Origin of the sequence: Acidovorax sp., from assembly GCF_027492855.1 — a bacterium.
In the GTDB taxonomy this organism is placed as follows: domain Bacteria; phylum Pseudomonadota; class Gammaproteobacteria; order Burkholderiales; family Burkholderiaceae_C; genus Acidovorax.
In genome coordinates, this window is the sequence record NZ_JAPUDY010000008.1 from 232,085 (window position 1) to 252,758 (window position 20,674).

Sequence of the window (20,674 nt, forward strand, 5' to 3'; positions counted from 1 at the left end):
TACAAATTACCCCCCGCACCTTCACCGTCACCCCAGCGCGGCGGGGGCGCAGTGGCGCTCGATGTAGGCTTTGACCAGTTCCACGTCGGCGGGCATCACCTGCACGCGCTTGGGCAGGTCTTCGATGCCTGCGAACTTGGCGGGCCGCTCGGGCGCATGGCCCAGGGCTTCGACAATGGTCTCGGCAAACTTGATGGGCAGTGCGGTCTCCAACACGATCATGGGCACCTTGGCATCCTTGTGGTGCTCTCGGGCCACCTTCACGCCGTCGGCGGTGTGGGTGTCGATGGTGACGCCGTGGCGCTCGTAGTTGTCGCGGATGGTGGCCAGGCGGTCGGCATGGGTGCTCTTGCCGCTTTCAAAGCCGTACTTGCCCGCCGCATCGGCAAACAGCGGCTCGGCGCTCAAATCGAACCGGCCGTAGGTTTGCAGCGCGGCGCTGAACAGGGCCTTGGTGCGCTGGCCGTTGCGGCCCAGCAGGTCAAAAATGAAACGCTCGAAATTGCTGGCCTTACTGATGTCCATGCTGGGGCTGGACGTCTCGTGCGTGTCGGCCGCGCCGCGCACGCGGTACGCACCGGTGCGAAAGAACTCGTCGAGCACGTCGTTTTCGTTCGTCGCCACCACCAGCTTGGCAATCGGCAGGCCCATCATGCGTGCCACATGGCCCGCGCAAACGTTGCCGAAGTTGCCCGATGGCACGGTGAAGCTGACCTTCTGGCTATTGGTTTCGGTGGCCTGGATGTAGCCCGCGAAGTAGTACACCACCTGCGCCAGAAGGCGCGCCCAGTTGATGGAGTTGACGGTGCCGATCTTGTACTTCGCCTTGAAGGCGTGGTCGTTGCTCACGGCCTTGACGATGTCCTGGCAGTCGTCGAACACGCCCTCGATGGCGATGTTGTGGATGTTCTCGTCCTGCAGGCTGAACATCTGCGCCTGCTGGAAGGCGCTCATCCGGCCATGCGGGCTGGTCATGAAGACGCGCACGCCCTCTTTGCCGCGCATGGCGTATTCGGCCGCGCTGCCGGTGTCGCCACTGGTAGCGCCCAGGATGTTGAGCTGCTCGCCACGGCGCTTCAATTCGTATTCGAACAGGTTGCCCAGCAACTGCATGGCCATGTCCTTGAAGGCCAGCGTGGGGCCGTTGGACAGGCCTTCAAGCCACAGGCCGTCTTCAAGGTGGCGCAGGGGCACGATTTCGCCCGTGCCGAACACCTCGGCGGTGTAGGTCTTGGCGCACAGGGCCTTGAGGTCGGCGGCAGGGATGTCGTCGATGTAGAGCGACAGGATCTGGAAGGCCAGCTCGGCGTAGCCTTGCTCGTGGTAGGCCTTGCGCAGGCGGGTCAGGGCCCGAGCATCGACCTTGGGGTAGTGCTCGGGCAGGTACAGGCCGCCGTCGGGCGCCAGGCCTTCGAGCAGGATGTCGCAGAAATGCTTGCGGTCGGCATGGCCGCGTGTGGAGACGTACAGCATCAGTTCAGCTCCTCCTTGCGGATGCGCGTGATGGGGGCCAGCACAGTGGGCAGGGCCTGCATCTGGGCGATCACGGCGTCCATGGTGCCTTCGCGGGTGTCGTGGGTCAGGATGATGAGGTCGGTTTGTGTCGATCCTTCGCCGCCCACTTCATCGGCCTCGCGCTGCAGCACGGCGTCGATGCTCACACCGGCTTCGGCCAGCAGGCCGGTGACCTTGGCGAGCACGCCAGCCTGGTCGGCCACGCGCAGGCGCAGGTAGTAGCTGGTGGTGATTTCGCTCATGGGCAACACGGGCAGCGTGCCCATGGCGTCTGCCAGTGTGTTGGCCTGGAAGGCCAGGTGCGGCACGCGGTGCTCGGGGTCGGCGGTGTGCAGGCGGGCAATGTCCACCAGATCGGCGATCACGGCGCTGGCCGTGGGCTCACTGCCCGCGCCCTTGCCGTAGTACAGCGTGGTGCCCACGGCATCGCCCTGCACCACCACGGCGTTCATGGCGCCTTCCACATTGGCGATCAGGCGCTTGGATGGCACCAGGCTGGGGTGCACGCGCAGCTCGATGCCCTTGTCGGCACGCTTGGTGATGCCCAGCAGCTTGATGCGGTAGCCCAGTTGTTCGGCGTACTTGATGTCGGCCGCGCCGAGCTTGGTGATGCCTTCCACATACGCCTTGTCGAACTGAACGGGGATGCCAAACGCGATGGCGCTCATCAGCGTGACCTTGTGCGCGGCGTCCACGCCTTCGATGTCGAAGGTGGGGTCGGCCTCGGCGTAGCCCAGGCGTTGGGCTTCTTTCAGCACCACGTCAAAATCCAGGCCCTTGCTGCGCATCTCGGACAGGATGAAGTTGGTGGTGCCGTTGATGATGCCCGCGATCCACTGGATGCGGTTGGCCGTGAGGCCTTCGCGCAGCGCCTTGATGATGGGGATGCCACCGGCCACGGCGGCTTCGAAGGCCACCATCACGCCCTTGGCCGAGGCCGCGGCGAAGATCTCGGTACCGTGCACGGCCAAGAGTGCCTTGTTGGCGGTGACCACATGCTTGCCTGCAGCGATGGCCTCCAGCACCAGGCCACGGGCGATGCCGTAGCCGCCGATGAGCTCGATCACGATGTCGATGTCGGGGTTGGCGATGATGGCGCGGGCGTCGTTGACGACCTGGATGCCGTCGCCCACCACCGCCTTGGCGCGCTCCACGTCCAGGTCGGCCACCATGGTGATCTCGATGCCACGGCCAGCGCGGCGGCTGATCTCGTCCTGGTTGCGCGTGAGCACGTTGAACACGCCGCTGCCGACAGTGCCGATGCCCAGCAGGCCTACTTGGATGGGTTTCATGGGGTAATTACCAGTCAAAATGGGCTGTAGCGCTTATTTATCAAGCGCAAGCAGCTATTAAAAATATAGCAACCTCAGGAGGCAAAGAGGTCAGGCCGTGCCGCAGCGCTTGCGGTACTGCTCCAGGAACCGCGCCACGCGGCCAATGGCGTCGCGCAGGTCGTCCTCATGCGGCAGGAACACGATGCGGAAATGGTCGGGCGCCGCCCAGTTGAAGCCTGTGCCCTGCACCAGCATGACCTTGGTCTCCTGCAGCAGCGCCAGGAAGAACTGCTGGTCGTCCTTGATCGGGTAGATGGCCGGGTCCAGGCGCGGAAACATGTAGAGCGCCGCACGCGGCTTCACGCAGGTCACGCCGGGGATGGCGGTGATGAGCTCGTACGCCAGGTCGCGCTGCTTGCGCAGGCGCCCGCCTTCGCAGACCAGCTCGTTGATGCTCTGGTAGCCGCCCAGCGCGGTCTGCACCGCCCACTGGCCGGGCACGTTGGAGCACAGGCGCATGTTCGAGAGCATGTTCAGGCCCTCGATGTAGTCTTTGGCGGGTTTTTTGTCGCCCGACACCACCAGCCAGCCCGCGCGGTAGCCGCAGGAGCGGTAGCTCTTGGACAAGGAGTTGAAGGTGAGCGTGAGCACGTCCTCGCTCAGCGAGCCAATGGCCGTGTGGGTGGCGCCGTCATACAGCACCTTGTCGTACACCTCGTCGGCAAAAATCACCAGGCCATGCTCGCGCGCGATGGCGACAATGCCCCGAAGCAGATCGTCCGAATACAACGCGCCCGTGGGATTGTTGGGGTTGATGACCACGATGCCCTTGGTGCGGGGCGTGATCTTGGCGCGGATGTCGGCCAGGTCGGGCATCCAGCCGTTGGCCTCGTCGCACAGGTAGTGCACCGGCGAGCCGCCCGACAGGCTGGCGGCGGCCGTCCACAGCGGGTAGTCCGGCGAAGGCAACAGCAGCTCGTCGCCCGTGTCCAGCAGCGCATTCGTGGCCATCACGATGAGTTCGCTGGCGCCGTTGCCCAGATAGATGTCGTCCAGCGTGACGCCCTTGATGCCCTGCTTCTGGGTCTCGTGCATCACGGCCTTGCGCGCCGCGAAGATGCCCTTGCTGTCCGAGTAACCCGCCGAGTTGGGCAGGTTGCGGATCATGTCGAGCTGGATTTCCTCAGGCGCATCGAAGCCGAACACCGCCAGGTTGCCGATGTTGAGCTTGATGATCTTGTGGCCGTCTTCCTCCATCTTCTTGGCCGCGTCCATGATCGGCCCCCGGATGTCGTAGCAGACGTTGGCAAGCTTGGCGGATTTTTGGACGGTTTTCATGCGCTGACGGTGGAGCAATAAGGCCGGGAAACAACCCAATGGCAGCCAGGGCGGCTGGCATCTGGGCGAAACCTATAATTTGACCACAGAACAGAAGTGTTCCCCTGGCGGCAGCGCTCCGCTGCACCCGCCTCGCCCCCCATTCCCACGCCCATGAAATTCCAGCCCGACCGATCCAACGCACAAACCATCAGCGGCTACGGCCCCGGCTGGATCGGCATCGACGCGGACAAGATCACCCACAGCGTCATCATCGGCTCCGGGGGGCTGCGCCAGGCATGGCCCTGCGCGCGCTTCGAGGACCTGACGGCCGAGCACTTTGCACAACTGGCCACGCTGGAAGCTGAGCTCGTGATCTTTGGCAGCGGCGCGCGCAACCGCTTTCCGCCACCGGCCTGGCTGGCCCCGCTTTTCGCCCGCCGACTGGGGCTGGAGGCCATGGACACGCCCGCCGCCTGCCGCACCTACAACATCCTCGCCAGCGAAGGCCGCAACGTGGTGGCGGCCTTGATCCTTGAAGCCTGAACAAAGGGCTGGCAAGGCGCCACGGCAAGCCACAACCGGGCCGCTTGCACCTATGCACGGCCTTGCCGAAGTGCGCAGCACCCGACTCCGACACACTGTCTTACATTTGGCCAGAAGATGATTTCAGGGTAAAATCAACGGTTGCGGTCGGGGGCACCACCAAGAGCAATAACACACCCCATTCCCCCGGCTTATCAACGACTACATCCTGAGAGATTGAAGTGATATGGCGATCGTTGTCAACAAACCCCTCCCTGAATTTGAAGCCAACGCAACTGGTGGAATCAAGGTCTCCAACACCTCCCACCTTGGCCAAATTCTGGTTCTCTACTTCTATCCCAAGGACAACACCCCTGGCTGCACCACGGAGGCCATGCAGTTTCGCGACAAGTACAAGGACTTCGTGAAAGCTGGCGCCGCCGTGTTCGGCGTGTCCCGCGACAACATGAAGTCGCATGACGAGTTCAAGGAAAAGCTGGAGCTGCCCTTCGAGCTCATCGCCGACACCGAAGAGAAAATGTGCCACATGTTCGGCGTGGTCAAGAACAAGATCATGTACGGCAAAAAGGTCAAGGGCATCGAGCGCAGCACCTTCCTGGTCGGCCCCGATGGCCTTCTGGTGCAAGAGTGGCGCGGCCTCAAGGTGCCCGGTCACGTGGACGAGGTCCTCAAGACCGTCAAGTCCATCAAGACCCTGAAAAAGGCCGCCTGACCGCCCGCCCCGGCACGCACGGATTCGTACACTGGAGCATCGGCGCGACACCCCGCTCGTTTTGCCACGGCAAGGCGCTCGGAGTATGCATAATGGGTTGATGCTCCTGGTTTCCGCGACGTTTGCCCCACTCCAAAAAGCCGCCTTGGCCTCCAGGCGGCTTTTTGCTTTCTGACCCGTCTTTCTCTCTTTACCGACCGAGGCCCTGCCACCATGCCCCTGCCCCCCGCCCCCAGCCGGCGCGCTGCACTCCTCGCGCCAGAAGCCTTTGAAGTCACGGCCCGTCCCCGGGTGTCGCAGGCATCCGCCAACGAGCCCGTTGTTGCCACGCCCGCGCGCGCAACAACGTCTTCGGCCCGCTCCGGGCGCAAGGCAGATGGCGCAACACCCACACCTGCCGTGTTGACCAGCGCCCCACCTCTCATCCAGGTCGAAACCCGCGCCCGCACACCCGAGCCTGCGGCGGCACCAGCCCCCACCACCGCTCGCGCCGCCGGTGGGCGCAAGGCGCGCACGACCAGCGCCGCCCCGGCGACGGCCAGCGCTGCGCCAGCCACCTCATCCACCACGCGCAGCAAAAAATCGGCCGCGCAAGGCCCGACCAAGCTCTTCGTGCTGGACACCAACGTGCTGCTGCACGACCCCACCAGCCTGTTCCGGTTTGAAGAACACGACATCTTCCTGCCCATGATCGTGCTGGAGGAGTTGGACGGCCACAAGAAGGGCATGACCGAAGTGGCCCGCAACGGCCGACAGGCCAGCCGCACACTCGACGCGCTCGCCGCCGCCCAGGGCGCCGACATGGCCAAGGGCCTCAAGCTCGACTCCACGGGCCAGCGCGCAGCGGGCGGTCATTTGTTCTTCCAGACAGCGCCGCTCGACTACAGCCTGCCCACCAGCCTGCCCCAAGGCAAGGCCGACAACCAGATCCTGGGCGTGGTCGAAGCCCTGAGCAAGTTGCATGCGCCACGCGCTGAGGGAGGGTCACACCCGACCGGGCGTGAAGTGGTGCTGGTGTCCAAGGACATCAACATGCGCGTCAAGGCGCGCGCCCTGGGCCTGAACGCCGAGGACTACCAGAACGACAAGACGCTGGAAGACGGCGACCTGCTGTACGCAGGCGTGCTGGCCCTGCCGCCCGACTTCTGGGCCAAGAGCGGCAAGAACGTGGAGAGCTGGCAAAGCGGCGCACACACCTACTACCGCATCGGCGGCCCCATCGTGCCGCAGCTGATGATCAACCAGTTCGTGTACTTCGAGGCGCCCGGCGAGCCCAGCCTGTTCGCGCGCGTCAGCGAGATCCGCGAAAAAACGGCGGTGCTGCAGACCCTCAAGGACTACGGCTCGGCCAAGAACGCCGTATGGGGCGTGACCACGCGCAACCGCGAGCAGAACTACGCCATGAACCTGCTCATGGACCCAGAGATCGACTTTGTCACGCTCACCGGCACCGCAGGCACCGGCAAAACCCTGCTGGCCCTGGCAGCAGGCCTCACCCAGGTGCTGGACGACCGCCGCTACACCGAAATCATCATGACCCGCGCCACCGTGAGCGTAGGCGAAGACATCGGCTTTCTGCCCGGCACTGAAGAGGAAAAAATGGGCCCCTGGATGGGTGCGCTGGACGACAACCTCGAATTTCTGGCCAAGGGCGACGGCGGCAACGCAGGCGAATGGGGCCGCGCCGCCACCAACGAACTCATCCGCAGCCGCATCAAGATCAAGAGCATGAACTTCATGCGCGGGCGCACCTTTTTGAACAAGTACGTGATCATCGACGAGGCGCAGAACCTCACGCCCAAGCAGATGAAAACCCTGATCACCCGCGCGGGCCCCGGCACCAAGATCATCTGCATGGGCAACCTGGCGCAGATCGACACGCCCTACCTCACCGAGGGTTCGTCAGGCCTGACCTACGCGGTGGACCGCTTCAAGGGTTGGCCGCACAGCGGCCACATCACGCTGGCACGCGGCGAGCGCTCGCGCCTGGCAGACTTTGCGAGCGAGGTGCTCTGAACCCGCCAGACCCCATCCTCTGCGCGTGGGACTACGCCGCACCCGAAGACGGCGATCCCGCTGCGCTGCAAGCATGGATCCCTCCTGACGGCTGCCAGGATTGGATCGGCGTGCGCATGCCGGATGGGCGTGTGGATTGGCACCTGTTCACCTTGGCCCACCGGGCCGAAACCGCACAGTTGCAGCCTGGCACTGCCATGCGCGGCTACCGGCTGCGCCCCGGGGTGCAGATCGACCAGGCGCTGCTGGCGCGCATAGGCGCTGCCGACACACTGGAAGATGAAGAGGACATTCGCGCACGGCTGCTGGAAGCCACGCACTGCGACGCGCGCGTGCAGGACGCCCTGACCGCGCTGGCGCACACCCCATCCGTCCGGCAAGCCGCCCGGGAGCTGGGTGTGGGCGTGCGCACGCTGGAGCGCCTGCTGCGCAGCGCCACGCACCACCCGCCCCAGTTCTGGCGCAGCCTGGCCCGCATGCGCCAAACCTGCCACAGCCTGGCAAGCACAATGGCATTGGCGGAAGTGGCGGCACTGCACGGTTATGCAGACCAGTCGCACATGAATCTGTCTTTCCAGCACTGGCTTGGGTGCACCCCCCGCCAGCTTCGCGCGCACCCCGAGCGCCTGGCCCTGCTTGGCGCCGAGGGCTACGCGTAGCTGCAAGCCATTCCATTTCTCAATCGATCACGCACGGCAAACGAAGCCGACAAAGTGATCGGTTGATTTAGCAATGGAATCAGCCCGCGTCTCCCATGGGCGTGCACAGCTCCACCCAAAAGCCATTGAGGTCGCGGACATAGGCCACCGTCTGGCCCCAAGGCATTTGCGTGGGTTCCTGCAACGGCGCCGCCCCTTGGGCCAGCGCTTGCTGGTAGGCGGCAGATACATCCTGCGTCAGCAGCGCCACTTCGGAGCATGGGCGCTCGGGGTCGGGCACCCCTGTCTTCTTGCCCATCTGGGCCAGCATGCTCACCGAGCAGAACGCCAGCTTGGTGGGGCCTGTCTCCAGCTCGCCCCAATCGCCGGCTTCGTGCAGGAAACGGGTGGAAAAACCAAATGCCCGCTCGTAAAACTGCAAGGTGGCACGTACGTCAGGCACATAAAGAATCGTGTATCCAAACTGCATGAAAACTCCTTGGTTGCCTGCAGTTTGATCGATTACGCCAGGGCCATCTTGGAAAAATACGACACCTTCCGCTGGCGACACTCAGTAATCGTCGCCCGAGCCCATCGCCAGATTTTCGAAGCGCGTCTGGTTCTTCTGGAAGAACAGCTTGACCGTGCCGGTGGGGCCGTTACGCTGCTTGCCGATGATGACCTCGGCCACGTTGGGCTCCTTGGAGTCCTTGTTGTAGTAGTCGTCGCGGTAGATGAACATGATGATGTCTGCGTCCTGCTCGATGGCGCCCGATTCGCGCAGGTCGGACATCATGGGGCGCTTGTCGGTGCGCTGCTCCACCGAGCGGTTGAGCTGCGACAGCGCGATCACCGGGCATTGCAGTTCCTTGGCCAGCATCTTCAGGCCCCGGGAGATTTCGCCCAGCTCGGTGGCGCGGTTGTCCGAACTGGATGAGCCCGAGCCGCTCATGAGCTGCAAATAATCGACCACGATCAAGCCGAGCTTGCCGCACTGGCGCGCCAGGCGGCGCGCGTTGGCGCGCAACTCGCCCGGCGTAAGGCCCGGCGTCTCGTCGATGTGCAGCGACACCGTGCGCAACTTTTCAATCGCCTCGGTCAGGCGCGGCCATTCGTCGTCAGTGAGCTTGCCGGTGCGCAGGTTGCCCTGGTTCACGCGGCCGATAGAGCCCACGATACGCACCGCCAGTTGGGCGGCGCCCATTTCCATCGAGAAGATGGCGACCGGCAGGCCTTCGTTGAGCGCCACATGCTCTGCGATGTTCACCGCAAACGAGGTCTTGCCCATGGATGGGCGCGCCGCCAGCACCACCATGTCGCCCGCCTGCAAGCCGCTGGTCATGCGGTCGAGGTCGGCAAAGCCGGTGGGCACGCCAGTCACGTCCACCGGGTTGTCAGCCATCTCCTGCACCTTGTCGAGCAGGTCGATCACCAGGTTGTCGAGGGACTGGAAACCCTGTTTGGTGCGCGAGCCCTCTTCGCCAATGGCAAAAATCTTGGCCTCGGCCTCGTCCAGAATGCGCTCGACCGTTTTGCCTTGCGGGTTGAAGGCGTTGGTCGAGATCTCATCGCTGGCCGTGACCAGCTTGCGCAGGATGGCGCGCTCGCGCACGATTTCCGCATAGCGGCGGATGTTGCTGGCGCTCGGAACGTATTGCGCCAGGTTGTTCAGATAGGCCAGCCCGCCCACATCCTGCGCCTTGCCCTGGTTCTTCAGGTGCTCGAACACCGTGATCACGTCAGCAGGCTTGCTGGCGTTGATCAGCGCACCAATGGCCGCATAGACCATCTGGTGCTCATGCCGGTAGAAATGGCTCTCCACCAGCAGGTCGCCCACGCGGTCCCAGGCGTTGTTGTCCAGCAGCAGGCCACCGAGCACGCTGGACTCGGCCTCGATGGAGTGCGGCGGCGTGCGCAACTGGGCGATCTCACGGTCGGGCGGCGAAGCAAAGCCTTGGTCATCCAGCGGGGGAAAGACAGCAGACATAAAGTTTCTCCGAGCAGAGCCTGATGAAATGCATTCCCTGGATCTGCCGCATCAAAGCAGCAGCCAGGGGGACAAGCCTGTGGGTAATCCGTGGATTACCGGTGGGCAATCATGTACAAATACCGCGAACCCAAAGACAAAAGCCGCCCGAGGGCGGCTTCTGGTGAAACACCGAGGTGCCTCAGGCGGTTTCGCCGTACACCGAAACGGTCACTTCCACGACCACGTCCGTGTGCAGAGCAACGTTCACCGTGCTTTCGCTCACGACCTTGATCGGGCCGTTGGGCAGGCGAACCTGCGCCTTGACGATCTTGTAGCCTTGCTTGTTCAGCTCTTCGGCGATGTCGTGGTTGGTCACGGAACCAAACAGACGGCCGTCCACGCCAGCCTTTTGGGTCAGCTTGACGGTGGTGCCAGCCAGCTTTTCGCCTTGGGCTTGGGCTTCGGCCAGCTTGGCAGCGGCAGCCTTTTCGAGTTCAGCGCGCTTGGCTTCGAACTCTGCCTTGGCGGCTTCCGTGGCGCGACGGGCGCGGCCAGCGGGGATCAGGAAGTTGCGGGCGTAGCCGTCTTTGACCTTGACGATTTCACCGAGGTTGCCGAGGTTCACAACCTTGTCGAGCAGGATGATTTGCATGGGTTGTGCTCCTTAGATCTTGTGCTGGTCGCTGTAAGGCACCAGGGCCAGGAAGCGAGCGCGCTTGATGGCGGTGTTCAGCTGACGCTGGAAGATGGCGCGCGTGCCGGTCAGGCGTGCGGGGATGATCTTGCCGTTTTCGGCGATGAAATCGCGCAGCGTGTCGACATCCTTGTAGTCGATTTCTTCAACGCCCGTCACCGTGAAGCGGCAAAAGCGCTTGCGCTTGAACAGCAGGGATTGGGTGTTGCGCTTTGGGCGCTTATCTTTGTTGAACTTCTTGAACGTGGCCATTGCGGACCCCTTGGAAAATTAATTTTGTTGAATATCCTGGATATGAAGCACTGCGGTCTTGCCATTGCGCGGGCTGGCCAGAAATCCATGAAAAGTCCAGAGACTTCCGATGTTCTGCCTTGCCAGACGCTCGGCCATTGCACCAAAGGCAACGGCTTTCATGGCGGCCTTGACTTCGCGGGGATGGTCTGCCTCGGTTTGCTGTGACTCGTGTTCGAGCCGCAGCGTGAGGGCGGGCAATCCAGCGGGCGTGTAGCGCAGGGCCTCAGCCTCAGCGATACATGCGGTCAAGACGACGCGGTTCTCCACTCCAACGAGGATGGATCAGCGCTCGCCGCGCTCGCCGCCGGCAGCTGCGTATTCCGCTTGGCTGGCCTTGCGGGCTTCTTCGCGCTCGACGGTCTTCATCATCGAAGATGGGCCCGTATCGGCCTTCTTCTTCTGAACCGTCAGGTGGCGCAGCACGGCGTCGTTGAACTTGAAGGCGTGCTCCAGTTCAGCCATCACGGCCTGGTCGGCTTCGATGTTCACGCACAGATAGTGGGCCTTGGCCAGCTTGTTGATCAGGTACGCCAGTTGACGGCGGCCCCAGTCTTCCACGCGGTGCACCTTGCCACCGCCAGCGGTGATCATGCCCTTGTAGCGCTCCAGCATGGCTGGAACTTGTTCGCTTTGATCCGGATGGATCAACAAAATGATTTCGTAATGACGCATGCATACTCCTTTTGGGTAAGACCACCCGTTGCGTCCCAACCCTCCTGGGTTGTGCGGTGTGGCAAGGGAAAGCCTGCGATTATAGCCCGGCCTTCGCCGCTTGTACACTTAGTGCATCGCAGCCCCATCCAGGGCACCCCAAAATGATGCCGGATGGACGCCCGGCCCCTTGCAAAACCAAGGGACCGGGCCGACATGCCTTACTACAAAGCGCGTTGCACCTGGGGCCCACAAGGACATACCCCTGCCGCAGGCCTTGATTTGTGGCCAAACGCCCCCAACTCTCGCGCGTCCTGTTTATTTACTTTCAGACCAGACATGTCAGACCACAGCCAAACCACCGCATCCCAGAGCGCCCCCGCCCCCGAAGAAGTCGAAGCCGCCATGGCTGCCCACGCCTCCGATGAGCTGGCACGCCTGCAGGGCGAGCTGGCCGAGCTGAAGGCCAAAAGCGCCGATCTGGCCGACCAGTTCCTGCGCGCCAAGGCCGAGGCCGAAAACGCCCGCCGCCGTGCCGATGACGAAGTGGCCAAGGCCCGCAAATTCGGCATCGAGAGCTTTGCCGAAAGCCTGCTGCCCGTGGCCGACAGCCTGGATGCTGCCCTGGCCATCAAGGAAGCCACGCCCGAGCAACTGCGCGAAGGCGCCGACGCCACCCTGCGCCAGTTGACCTCGGCCCTGGAGCGCAACAAGGTGCTGGCCATCAACCCCACCGCAGGCGCCAAGTTCGACCCGCACCAGCACCAGGCCATCAGCGTGGTGCCTGCCGACCAGGAACCCAACACCGTGGTGAGCGTGCTGCAAAAGGGCTATGTGATCGCCGAGCGCGTGCTGCGTCCGGCCCTGGTCACCGTCACGGCCCCAAAGTAAATCCCCAAATAAATCAGCGCGGATGACTTGAAGCACCAAAAGTTATCCACAAGTTACTAGCCATCCAAACCAATCAAACATTCGGAGAGAAATCATGGGAAAAATCATCGGCATTGACCTGGGTACCACCAACAGCTGCGTGTCCATCATGGAAGGCAACACCACGCGCGTGATCGAGAACAGCGAAGGTGCCCGCACCACGCCCTCCATCGTGGCGTACCAGGAAGACGGCGAGATCCTCGTCGGCGCCTCGGCCAAGCGCCAGGCCGTCACCAACCCCAAGAACACGCTGTATGCGGTGAAGCGCCTGATCGGCCGCAAGTTCACTGAGAAAGAAGTGCAAAAGGACATCGACCTGATGCCCTACAAGATCGTGCCCGCCGACAACGGCGACGCATGGATCGAAGTGCGCGGCAACAAGCTGTCGGCCCAGCAGGTGTCTGCCGACATCCTGCGCAAGATGAAGAAGACCGCCGAAGACTACCTGGGCGAGCCTGTGACCGAGGCCGTGATCACCGTGCCCGCGTACTTCAACGACGCTCAGCGCCAGGCCACCAAGGACGCCGGCCGCATCGCGGGCCTCGACGTCAAGCGCATCATCAACGAACCCACCGCTGCAGCCCTGGCCTTCGGCCTGGACAAGCAGGAAAAGGGCGACCGCAAGATCGCCGTGTATGACCTGGGCGGCGGCACGTTCGACGTGTCCATCATCGAAATCGCCGACGTCGATGGCGAAAAGCAGTTCGAAGTGCTGTCCACCAACGGCGACACCTTCCTGGGCGGCGAAGACTTCGACCAGCGCATCATCGATTTCATCATCAGCGAGTTCAAGAAGGAACAGGGCGTGGACCTGTCCAAGGACGTGCTGGCCCTGCAGCGCCTGAAGGAAGCCGCCGAAAAGGCCAAGATCGAGCTGTCGAACTCGGCCTCCACCGACATCAACCTGCCCTACATCACGGCCGACGCTTCGGGCCCCAAGCACCTGAACATCAAGCTGACCCGCGCCAAGCTGGAAGCCCTGGTCGAAGAGCTGATCGAGCGCACCATCGCCCCTTGCCGCACGGCCATCAAGGACGCTGGCGTGTCCGTGTCCGACATCCATGACGTGATCCTGGTGGGCGGCATGACCCGCATGCCCAAGGTGCAAGAGAAGGTCAAGGAATTCTTCGGCCGCGAGCCCCGCAAGGACGTGAACCCCGACGAAGCCGTGGCCGTGGGTGCTGCCATCCAGGGCCAGGTGCTGTCGGGCGACCGCAAGGACGTGCTGCTGCTGGACGTGACCCCCCTGTCCCTGGGCATCGAAACCCTGGGCGGCGTCATGACCAAGATGATCACCAAGAACACCACGATCCCGACGAAGTTCGCACAGACCTTCTCGACGGCCGACGACAACCAGCCCGCCGTGACGATCAAGGTGTTCCAGGGCGAGCGCGAAATGGCCACCGGCAACAAGCTGCTGGGCGAGTTCAACCTCGAAGGCATCCCGCCCGCATCGCGCGGCACGCCACAAATCGAGGTGTCGTTCGACATCGACGCCAACGGCATCTTGCACGTGGGCGCCAAGGACAAGGGCACCGGCAAGGAAAACAAGATCACCATCAAGGCCAACTCGGGCCTGTCGGAAGAAGAAATCCAGCAGATGGTGAAGGACGCCGAGCTCAACGCTGCCGACGACAAGAAGAAGCTGGAGCTGGTGCAGGCCAAGAACCAGGGCGAAGCCGCCGTGCACAGCGTCAACAAGAGCCTGGCCGAGCATGGCGACAAGCTTGACGCAGCCGAGAAGGACGCGATCACCGCCGCGGTGAAAACCTTGGAAGAAGCCCTCAAGGGCGAGGACAAGGCCGCCATCGACGAGAAGACCACAGCCCTGATGGCCGCCAGCCAGAAGCTGGGCGAGAAGATGTACGCCGAGTCCCAGGCAGCACAAGCCGCCCAGGCCCCAGGCGGCGCCGATGCCGCAGGTGCTTCGGCCTCTGCATCCTCGTCGGCCAAGCCCGCAGACGACGACAACGTGGTCGACGCCGAAGTGAAGGAAGTCAAGAAGGGCTGATCCAGCCCTCCCCCTGAGCCGCCGCGCCCTGCCTCTCACCCCGGAGGCGGCGCGGCGTTCCCCTTTTCCCCTGGCGGAGAACCATGTCCAAAAGAGACTTTTACGAAATCCTGGGCGTTCCCAAGAACGCCTCGGACGATGAAATCAAGAAGGCCTATCGCAAGCTGGCGATGAAGCACCACCCTGACCGCAATCAGGGGGATGCGGCCAAACCTGCCGAAGAGAAGTTCAAGGAGGCCAAGGAGGCCTACGAGATGCTCTCCGACCCGCAAAAACGCGCGGCCTACGACCAGTACGGCCACGCCGGGGTGGACCCTAACATGCGCGGCCCCGGCGCGGGTGCGGAAGGTTTTGGCGGCTTTGCCGAGGCCTTTGGCGACATCTTTGGCGACATGTTCGGCCAGCAAGGCGGGCGTGGGCGCGGTGCGGGCGGCCGCCAGGTGTACCGGGGCAGCGACCTCAGCTACGCCATGGAGATCACCCTGGAAGAGGCCGCACGCGGCAAGGACGCGCAGATCCGCATCCCATCGTGGGAGAGCTGCGACACCTGCCACGGCAGCGGCGCCAAGCCCGGCACCAGCGCAAAAACCTGCACGACCTGCGCGGGCTCCGGCACGGTGCAGATGCGCCAGGGCTTTTTCAGCGTGCAGCAGACCTGCCCGCACTGCCGCGGCACGGGCAAGATCATTCCCGAGCCCTGCACCACCTGCCACGGCCAGGGCAAGCTCAAGAAGCAAAAGACGCTGGAAGTGAAGATCCCTGCGGGCATCGACGACGGCATGCGCATCCGCAGCACGGGCAACGGCGAGCCAGGCACCAATGGCGGCCCGCCGGGCGACCTGTACATCGAAATCCGCCTGAAGAAACACGACATCTTCGAGCGCGACGGCGACGACCTGCACTGCCAGGTGCCTGTGAGCTTCATCACCGCCGCCCTGGGTGGCGAGATCGAGGTGCCCACGCTGGCTGGCAAAGCGGCCATCGACATCCCCGAAGGCACCCAGGCCGGCAAGCAGTTTCGCCTGCGCGGCAAGGGCATCAAGGGTGTGCGCGCCAGCTACCCTGGCGACCTGTACTGCCATATCGCGGTGGAAACGCCGGTCAAGCTCACCGAGCACCAGCGCAAGCTGCTGCGCGAGCTGGAAGATTCGCTCAAAAAGGGTGGCGCACGCCACTCGCCCAGCGGCGAGAGCTGGACGGACCGACTGAAGAACTTCTTCAGCTGACCGCCTGCCGCCCCCTCCTGACAACCGCACGGTGCTGAAAAGCCCGTGCGGTTTTTTCATGTCTGCGCGCACCAAGAAGACCGCACACGCGATGGACGACATCGCGGTTGGCGATGGCAATGCAAGGTCTTTTATAAGAAAATAACCCATCACCTTCTCGAAACGAGAAGTGGCAGAACACAAAAACCCATGAAAAGCTCCGAGCGCAGTTTTGCGCGCCGAATCGACCTCACCTCGCTGCAACTGTTTGTGGCGGTGTGCGAGCTCGGCAGCATCGGCCGCGCGGCCGAGCGCGAGTTCATTGCCGCATCGGCCGTCAGCAAGCGCCTGTCGGATCTGGAAACCGCTGTAGATACCGCCCTGCTCTACCGCCACAGCCGGGGCGTGACCCTCACACCCGCGGGCGAGAGCCTGCTGCACCATGCGCGCACGGTGCTGTTTGGCCTCGAACGCATGCAGGGTGAGCTCAGCGAATACGCCGACGGCGTGCGCGGCCATGTGCGCATGCACGCCAACATCTCGGCCATCTTCCAGTTTTTGCCCGAAGACCTGGGCGCGTTTGCACGCGAGCACAGCCAGATCAAGATCGACCTGCAAGAGCACCTCTCCAGCGACGTGCTGAACGCAGTGCAGGAGGGCGCCGCCGACCTGGGCATTTGCAACATCGGCACAGTCAACACAGGCGGCAGCCCCGGCTTGCAAAGCCGCCCGTACCGCTCAGACCGTTTGGTGCTTGTTGTGCCGCTAGCGCACGCCCTGTCAGCGCAAGCAGCTATCAATTTTGATGAAGTTCTCGACTGGGACATTGTGGGCCTGCATGCCAACAGCAGCATCAGCCTGGCCATGCGCGCAGCCGCAGCGGCCGCCGGGCGCCCGCTGCGCCAGCGTATCCAGGTCACGGGGCTCGATGCCATGTGCCGCATGATCGACAACGGCCTGGGCGTGGGCCTGCTGCCCGACCGCGCTTTTGCCCTGATGCGCGGCGTGGGCAACCTGCAGGCCATCCCGCTGACCGACGCCTGGGCCCACCGCGAACTGCGGGTGGTGGCCCGCGACTTTGACGCCCTGCCGGTCACCGCGCGCCTGCTGGTCGAGCACCTGGCACCCCGCAACGCACAAGAGGCCGCGCCTGCCGCGCCCGCCGCGACCCCCGACACTAAAATCCAATCACCCACCTGAAAGCAGAAAGAAAGCCACGCCATGGGACGCACCCTGTACGACAAGATCTGGGACGAGCATGTCGTCCACACCGAAGAGGACGGCACCTCCATCCTTTACATCGACCGCCACCTGGTGCACGAAGTCACCAGCCCGCAGGCGTTCGAGGGCCTGCGCGAGGCGGGCCGCAAGGTCTGGCGCATGAGCTCCATCGTGGGTACCGCCGACCACAACACGCCCACCACGGGCTGGGAAAACGGCTACGACGGCATCACCGATCCGATCAGCAAAGAGCAGATCACCACGCTGAACGACAACATGGCGACAATCTCGCCCGCCGCGTTCTTCCCCTTCATGCACAAGCGCCAAGGCATCGTGCACGTGATCGGCCCTGAAAACGGCGCCACCTTGCCCGGCATGACGGTGGTGTGCGGCGACAGCCACACCAGCACCCACGGCGCTTTCGGCGCGCTGGCCCACGGCATCGGCACCTCCGAGGTCGAGCACGTGATGGCCACGCAGACCCTGCTGGCCAAGAAGGCCAAGAACATGCTGGTGCAGGTGGACGGCACTCTGGCCAAAGGCGTGACACCCAAGGACGTGGTGCTGGCCATCATCGGCAAAATTGGCACGGCGGGCGGCACGGGCTACACCATCGAGTTCGCGGGCTCCGTCTTCCGCGCCATGAGCATGGAAGGCCGCATGACCGTGTGCAACATGGCCATCGAAGGCGGCGCACGCGCAGGCCTGGTGGCGGTGGACGACAAAACCATCGAATACGTCAAGGGCCGCCCCCTGTCGCCCACCGGGGTGGAATGGGACCAGGCCGTGGCGTACTGGAAAACGCTGCATTCCGATGCCGATGCGAAGTTCGACACCGTGGTCAAGCTCGACGCTGCCGATATCCTGCCGCAGGTCACCTGGGGCACCTCGCCCGAGATGGTGCTGGGCGTGGACGCCCGCGTGCCCGACCCCGACAAGGAAAAAGACGCCAACAAACGCGGCGCCATCGAGCGCGCACTCACTTACATGGGCCTGCAACCGGGCAAGCCCATCAACGACATCACCATCGACAAGGTGTTCATCGGCTCGTGCACCAACAGCCGCATCGAAGACATGCGCGAAGCCGCCGCCGTGGTGAAGAACCTGGGTCGCAAGGTGGCCAGCAACGTGAAGCTGGCCATGGTGGTGCCCGGCTCGGGCCTGGTCAAGGAACAGGCCGAGCGCGAGGGCCTGGACCAGATCTTCAAGGCCGCAGGCTTTGAATGGCGCGAACCAGGCTGTAGCATGTGCCTGGCCATGAACGCTGACCGCCTGGAGCCTGGCGAGCGCTGCGCCAGCACCAGCAACCGCAACTTCGAAGGCCGCCAGGGCGCCGGTGGCCGCACCCATCTCGTCAGCCCCGCCATGGCCGCCGCCGCCGCCGTGCACGGCCATTTCGTCGACATCCGCCAATTCGCCTGAAGGAGCCCGCCATGAAGAAAATTGCCGCAACCCTCATCGCACTGTCCGCCGCCCTGCTGCTGGCCGGATGCAACACCGTCAAGGGCGTGGGCCAGGACGTCCAACGGGCCGGGGGCGCGCTTGAGCGCGCCGCCAACAAGTAAGACAGACAAGGCAGCCATGCAGAAATTCACCGTGCACAAGGGCCTGGTGGCCCCGATGGACCGCGAGAACGTCGATACCGACGCCATCATCCCCAAGCAGTTTCTCAAGTCGATCAAGAAGACCGGCTTTGGCGTGAACCTGTTCGACGAATGGCGCTACCTGGACCACGGCGAGCCCGGCCAAGACCCCGCCAGCCGCAAGCCCAACCCCGACTTCGTGCTGAACCAGCCGCGCTACGCAGGCGCCTCCGTGCTGCTGGCGCGCAAGAACTTCGGCTGCGGCTCCAGCCGCGAACACGCCCCCTGGGCGCTCGACCAATACGGCTTTCGCGCCGTGATCGCACCGAGCTTTGCCGACATCTTCTTCAACAACTGCTTCAAGAACGGCCTCTTGCCCATCGTGCTGCCCGAGACCACCGTGGCCCAGTTGTTCGACGAAGTGGCGGCCTTCCCCGGCTACCAACTCACCATTGACCTCGAACGCCAAGTCATCGTGCGCCCCCAGGGCGAAGAGATCCCGTTCGACGTGATCGCCTTTCGCAAATACTGCCTGCTCAACGGCTTTGACGACATCGGCCTGACCCTGCGCCAGTCCGACAAGATCAAAGCCTTCGAGGCCCAGCGCCTGGCCACCAAGCCCTGGCTCGCACACACCATGGTGTCCTGAAATATTAGTCAAATTGGCACCTGGCGCTTGATGAATAAGCGCTAAAAGCTATCAAATTAAGAGCAATCAATGAAAATCGCAGTTCTGCCGGGTGACGGCATTGGCACCGAAATCGTCTCCGAAGCCGTGAAGGTTCTGGAAGCGCTGGAGCTCCCGTTCGAGATGGAATCCGCCCTGGTCGGCGGCGTGGCGTATGACGCCCATGGCCACCCGCTGCCCGAGTCCACGCTCAAGCTCGCCAAGGAAGCCAACGCCATCCTGTTTGGCGCCGTGGGCGACTGGAAGTACGACACACTCGACCGCCCCCTGCGCCCCGAGCAAGCCATCCTGGGCCTGCGCAAGAACCTGGGCCTGTTCGCCAACTTCCGCCCCGCCATCTGCTACGAGCAATTGGTGGGCGCATCCAGCCTCAAGCCCGAGCTGATCGCGGGCCTCGACATCCTCATCATCCGCGAGCTGACCGGCGACATCTACTTCGGCCAGCCGCGCGGCCGCCGCACGGCGGTGGACGGCCACTTCCCCGGTGCCGAAGAAGCCTTCGACACCATGCGCTACAGCCGCCCCGAGATTGAGCGCATCGCCCACGTCGCCTTCCAGGCCGCACGCAAGCGCAGCAAGAAGGTCACCAGCGTGGACAAGGCCAACGTGCTCGAAACCTTCCAGTTCTGGAAGGACGTGGTCACCGACGTGCACAAGGAATATCCCGACGTCGAGCTGCAGCACATGTACGTGGACAACGCCGCCATGCAACTGGTGAAGGCGCCCAAGGCGTTCGACGTGGTCGTCACGGGCAACATGTTCGGCGACATCCTCTCGGACGAAGCCTCCATGCTCACCGGCTCCATCGGCATGCTGCCCTCGGCTAGCTTGAACAGCAGCAACCAGGGCCTGTACGAACCCAGCCACGGCAGCGCCCCCGACATCGCAGGCAAGGGCGTGGCCAACCCGCTGGCCACCATCTTGAGCGCTGCAATGATGCTGCGCTTCAGCCTGAACCAGGAAGAAGCCGCCCGCCGCATCGAAGCCGCCGTGCAAAAAGTGCTGGCCCAGGGCCTGCGCACGCCCGACATCTACAGCGAAGGCACAACCAAGGTGGGCACGGCGCAGATGGGGGATGCGGTGGTGAAGGCACTGGCATAACCTAACGTCATTCGGCGGTGCCCCCAACCGGGCATTGCCGCAGACAAGGGCGGCCCCGTGCCGCCCTTGTGCTTTTCTGGCACCCGCCGCCATTTGGCCTGCGCGCGCCGGGCCGCATCCGCTACAATCTTGCGCTATGTTTGCCGCCCGCCCGTTCGCCCTGAACATCACACCCGCCGCCATGGCCGGTGTGGCTGCGCGCGCAATCACCACCAAAACCACGACCATTAAGGGCTGATCCAGCTCCGGAATCGTCGTGCGCCCTCCCTGGCCAGACGAGCCGGGGCAAACAGTCTGGTCTAGCACTGT

At 63.7% G+C, this 20,674-nt stretch carries 21 protein-coding genes; 12 read left to right on the plus strand and 9 right to left on the minus strand.

Annotation, left to right across the window (positions count from 1 at the left end; genetic code table 11):
• Positions 1-27: 27 nt before the first annotated feature.
• The 3 genes from thrC to Q0105_RS01985 all read right to left on the minus strand — a co-directional run bounded on the left by thrC (position 28) and on the right by Q0105_RS01985 (position 4,127).
• The gene (gene thrC, locus Q0105_RS01975) at positions 28-1,473 is read right to left on the minus strand and encodes a threonine synthase (RefSeq protein ID WP_298208180.1); all 1,446 of its coding nucleotides are present in this window, start codon (positions 1,471-1,473) and stop codon (positions 28-30) included.
• Complete coding sequence (locus Q0105_RS01980; protein ID WP_298208182.1) at positions 1,473-2,807, minus strand: homoserine dehydrogenase; 1,335 nt, start codon at positions 2,805-2,807, stop codon at positions 1,473-1,475. The genes thrC and Q0105_RS01980 overlap by 1 nt, the downstream gene beginning before the upstream one ends.
• Before the next feature lie 90 nt (positions 2,808-2,897).
• Positions 2,898-4,127, minus strand: a complete 1,230-nt coding sequence (locus tag Q0105_RS01985) for a pyridoxal phosphate-dependent aminotransferase (protein ID WP_298208183.1) — start codon at positions 4,125-4,127, stop codon at positions 2,898-2,900.
• A 153-nt stretch (positions 4,128-4,280) separates the two neighbouring features.
• On the opposite strand from Q0105_RS01985, the gene Q0105_RS01990 reads away from it, so the two are divergent.
• The 4 genes from Q0105_RS01990 to Q0105_RS02005 all read left to right on the plus strand — a co-directional run bounded on the left by Q0105_RS01990 (position 4,281) and on the right by Q0105_RS02005 (position 8,039).
• The gene (locus Q0105_RS01990; RefSeq protein ID WP_298208185.1) at positions 4,281-4,652 is read left to right on the plus strand and encodes an Mth938-like domain-containing protein; all 372 of its coding nucleotides are present in this window, start codon (positions 4,281-4,283) and stop codon (positions 4,650-4,652) included.
• Positions 4,653-4,878: 226 nt separating this feature from the next.
• On the plus strand, positions 4,879-5,364 hold the full coding sequence (locus Q0105_RS01995) for a peroxiredoxin (RefSeq protein WP_298208187.1): 486 nt from the start codon (positions 4,879-4,881) through the stop codon (positions 5,362-5,364).
• Positions 5,365-5,577: 213 nt separating this feature from the next.
• Positions 5,578-7,380 carry a PhoH family protein gene (locus Q0105_RS02000; RefSeq protein ID WP_298208189.1) on the plus strand — a complete coding sequence of 601 codons (1,803 nt, stop codon included), beginning with the start codon at positions 5,578-5,580 and terminating at the stop codon, positions 7,378-7,380.
• Between the two features lie 116 nt (positions 7,381-7,496).
• Positions 7,497-8,039, plus strand: coding sequence for a helix-turn-helix transcriptional regulator (locus Q0105_RS02005; protein WP_298208408.1), 543 nt, complete (start codon positions 7,497-7,499; stop codon positions 8,037-8,039).
• 79 nt (positions 8,040-8,118) lie between these two features.
• On the opposite strand, the gene Q0105_RS02010 is transcribed toward Q0105_RS02005, so the two are convergent.
• From Q0105_RS02010 to rpsF, 6 genes are all read right to left on the minus strand, one after another.
• Positions 8,119-8,508: a VOC family protein gene (locus tag Q0105_RS02010; protein WP_298208191.1), complete on the minus strand. Its 390-nt coding sequence runs from the start codon at positions 8,506-8,508 to the stop codon at positions 8,119-8,121.
• A gap of 81 nt (positions 8,509-8,589) precedes the next feature.
• The gene (dnaB, locus tag Q0105_RS02015) at positions 8,590-10,005 is read right to left on the minus strand and encodes a replicative DNA helicase (RefSeq protein ID WP_298208193.1); all 1,416 of its coding nucleotides are present in this window, start codon (positions 10,003-10,005) and stop codon (positions 8,590-8,592) included.
• Positions 10,006-10,186: 181 nt separating this feature from the next.
• Complete coding sequence (gene rplI / locus Q0105_RS02020) at positions 10,187-10,639, minus strand: 50S ribosomal protein L9 (protein WP_298208195.1); 453 nt, start codon at positions 10,637-10,639, stop codon at positions 10,187-10,189.
• A gap of 12 nt (positions 10,640-10,651) precedes the next feature.
• The gene (rpsR, locus tag Q0105_RS02025; protein WP_005795932.1) at positions 10,652-10,933 is read right to left on the minus strand and encodes a 30S ribosomal protein S18; all 282 of its coding nucleotides are present in this window, start codon (positions 10,931-10,933) and stop codon (positions 10,652-10,654) included.
• A gap of 18 nt (positions 10,934-10,951) precedes the next feature.
• Positions 10,952-11,242 (minus strand): primosomal replication protein N, encoded by a 291-nt coding sequence (gene priB, locus Q0105_RS02030; RefSeq protein WP_298208197.1) that lies wholly within the window; start codon positions 11,240-11,242, stop codon positions 10,952-10,954.
• A 15-nt stretch (positions 11,243-11,257) separates the two neighbouring features.
• Positions 11,258-11,647, minus strand: a complete 390-nt coding sequence (gene rpsF, locus Q0105_RS02035; RefSeq protein WP_094285575.1) for a 30S ribosomal protein S6 — start codon at positions 11,645-11,647, stop codon at positions 11,258-11,260.
• Between the two features lie 318 nt (positions 11,648-11,965).
• Between rpsF and grpE the strand changes: the two genes are divergently transcribed.
• From grpE to leuB, 8 genes are all read left to right on the plus strand, one after another.
• Positions 11,966-12,517, plus strand: coding sequence for a nucleotide exchange factor GrpE (gene grpE, locus Q0105_RS02040; RefSeq protein WP_298208200.1), 552 nt, complete (start codon positions 11,966-11,968; stop codon positions 12,515-12,517).
• Positions 12,518-12,611: 94 nt separating this feature from the next.
• Positions 12,612-14,567, plus strand: coding sequence for a molecular chaperone DnaK (dnaK, locus tag Q0105_RS02045; RefSeq protein WP_298208202.1), 1,956 nt, complete (start codon positions 12,612-12,614; stop codon positions 14,565-14,567).
• A gap of 83 nt (positions 14,568-14,650) precedes the next feature.
• Positions 14,651-15,793: a molecular chaperone DnaJ gene (gene dnaJ / locus Q0105_RS02050; protein ID WP_298208204.1), complete on the plus strand. Its 1,143-nt coding sequence runs from the start codon at positions 14,651-14,653 to the stop codon at positions 15,791-15,793.
• 189 nt (positions 15,794-15,982) lie between these two features.
• Entirely contained in the window at positions 15,983-16,972 is a 990-nt protein-coding gene (locus tag Q0105_RS02055) for a LysR family transcriptional regulator (protein ID WP_298208206.1), read from the plus strand.
• A gap of 21 nt (positions 16,973-16,993) precedes the next feature.
• A complete protein-coding gene (leuC, locus tag Q0105_RS02060) occupies positions 16,994-18,415 on the plus strand; it encodes a 3-isopropylmalate dehydratase large subunit (protein WP_298208208.1) in 1,422 nt (473 codons plus the stop codon).
• An 11-nt stretch (positions 18,416-18,426) separates the two neighbouring features.
• Entirely contained in the window at positions 18,427-18,558 is a 132-nt protein-coding gene (locus Q0105_RS02065; protein WP_063461163.1) for an entericidin A/B family lipoprotein, read from the plus strand.
• Positions 18,559-18,574: 16 nt separating this feature from the next.
• On the plus strand, positions 18,575-19,225 hold the full coding sequence (gene leuD, locus Q0105_RS02070; RefSeq protein WP_298208212.1) for a 3-isopropylmalate dehydratase small subunit: 651 nt from the start codon (positions 18,575-18,577) through the stop codon (positions 19,223-19,225).
• Between the two features lie 69 nt (positions 19,226-19,294).
• A complete protein-coding gene (leuB, locus tag Q0105_RS02075; protein ID WP_298208214.1) occupies positions 19,295-20,365 on the plus strand; it encodes a 3-isopropylmalate dehydrogenase in 1,071 nt (356 codons plus the stop codon).
• Positions 20,366-20,674 lie beyond the last annotated feature (309 nt).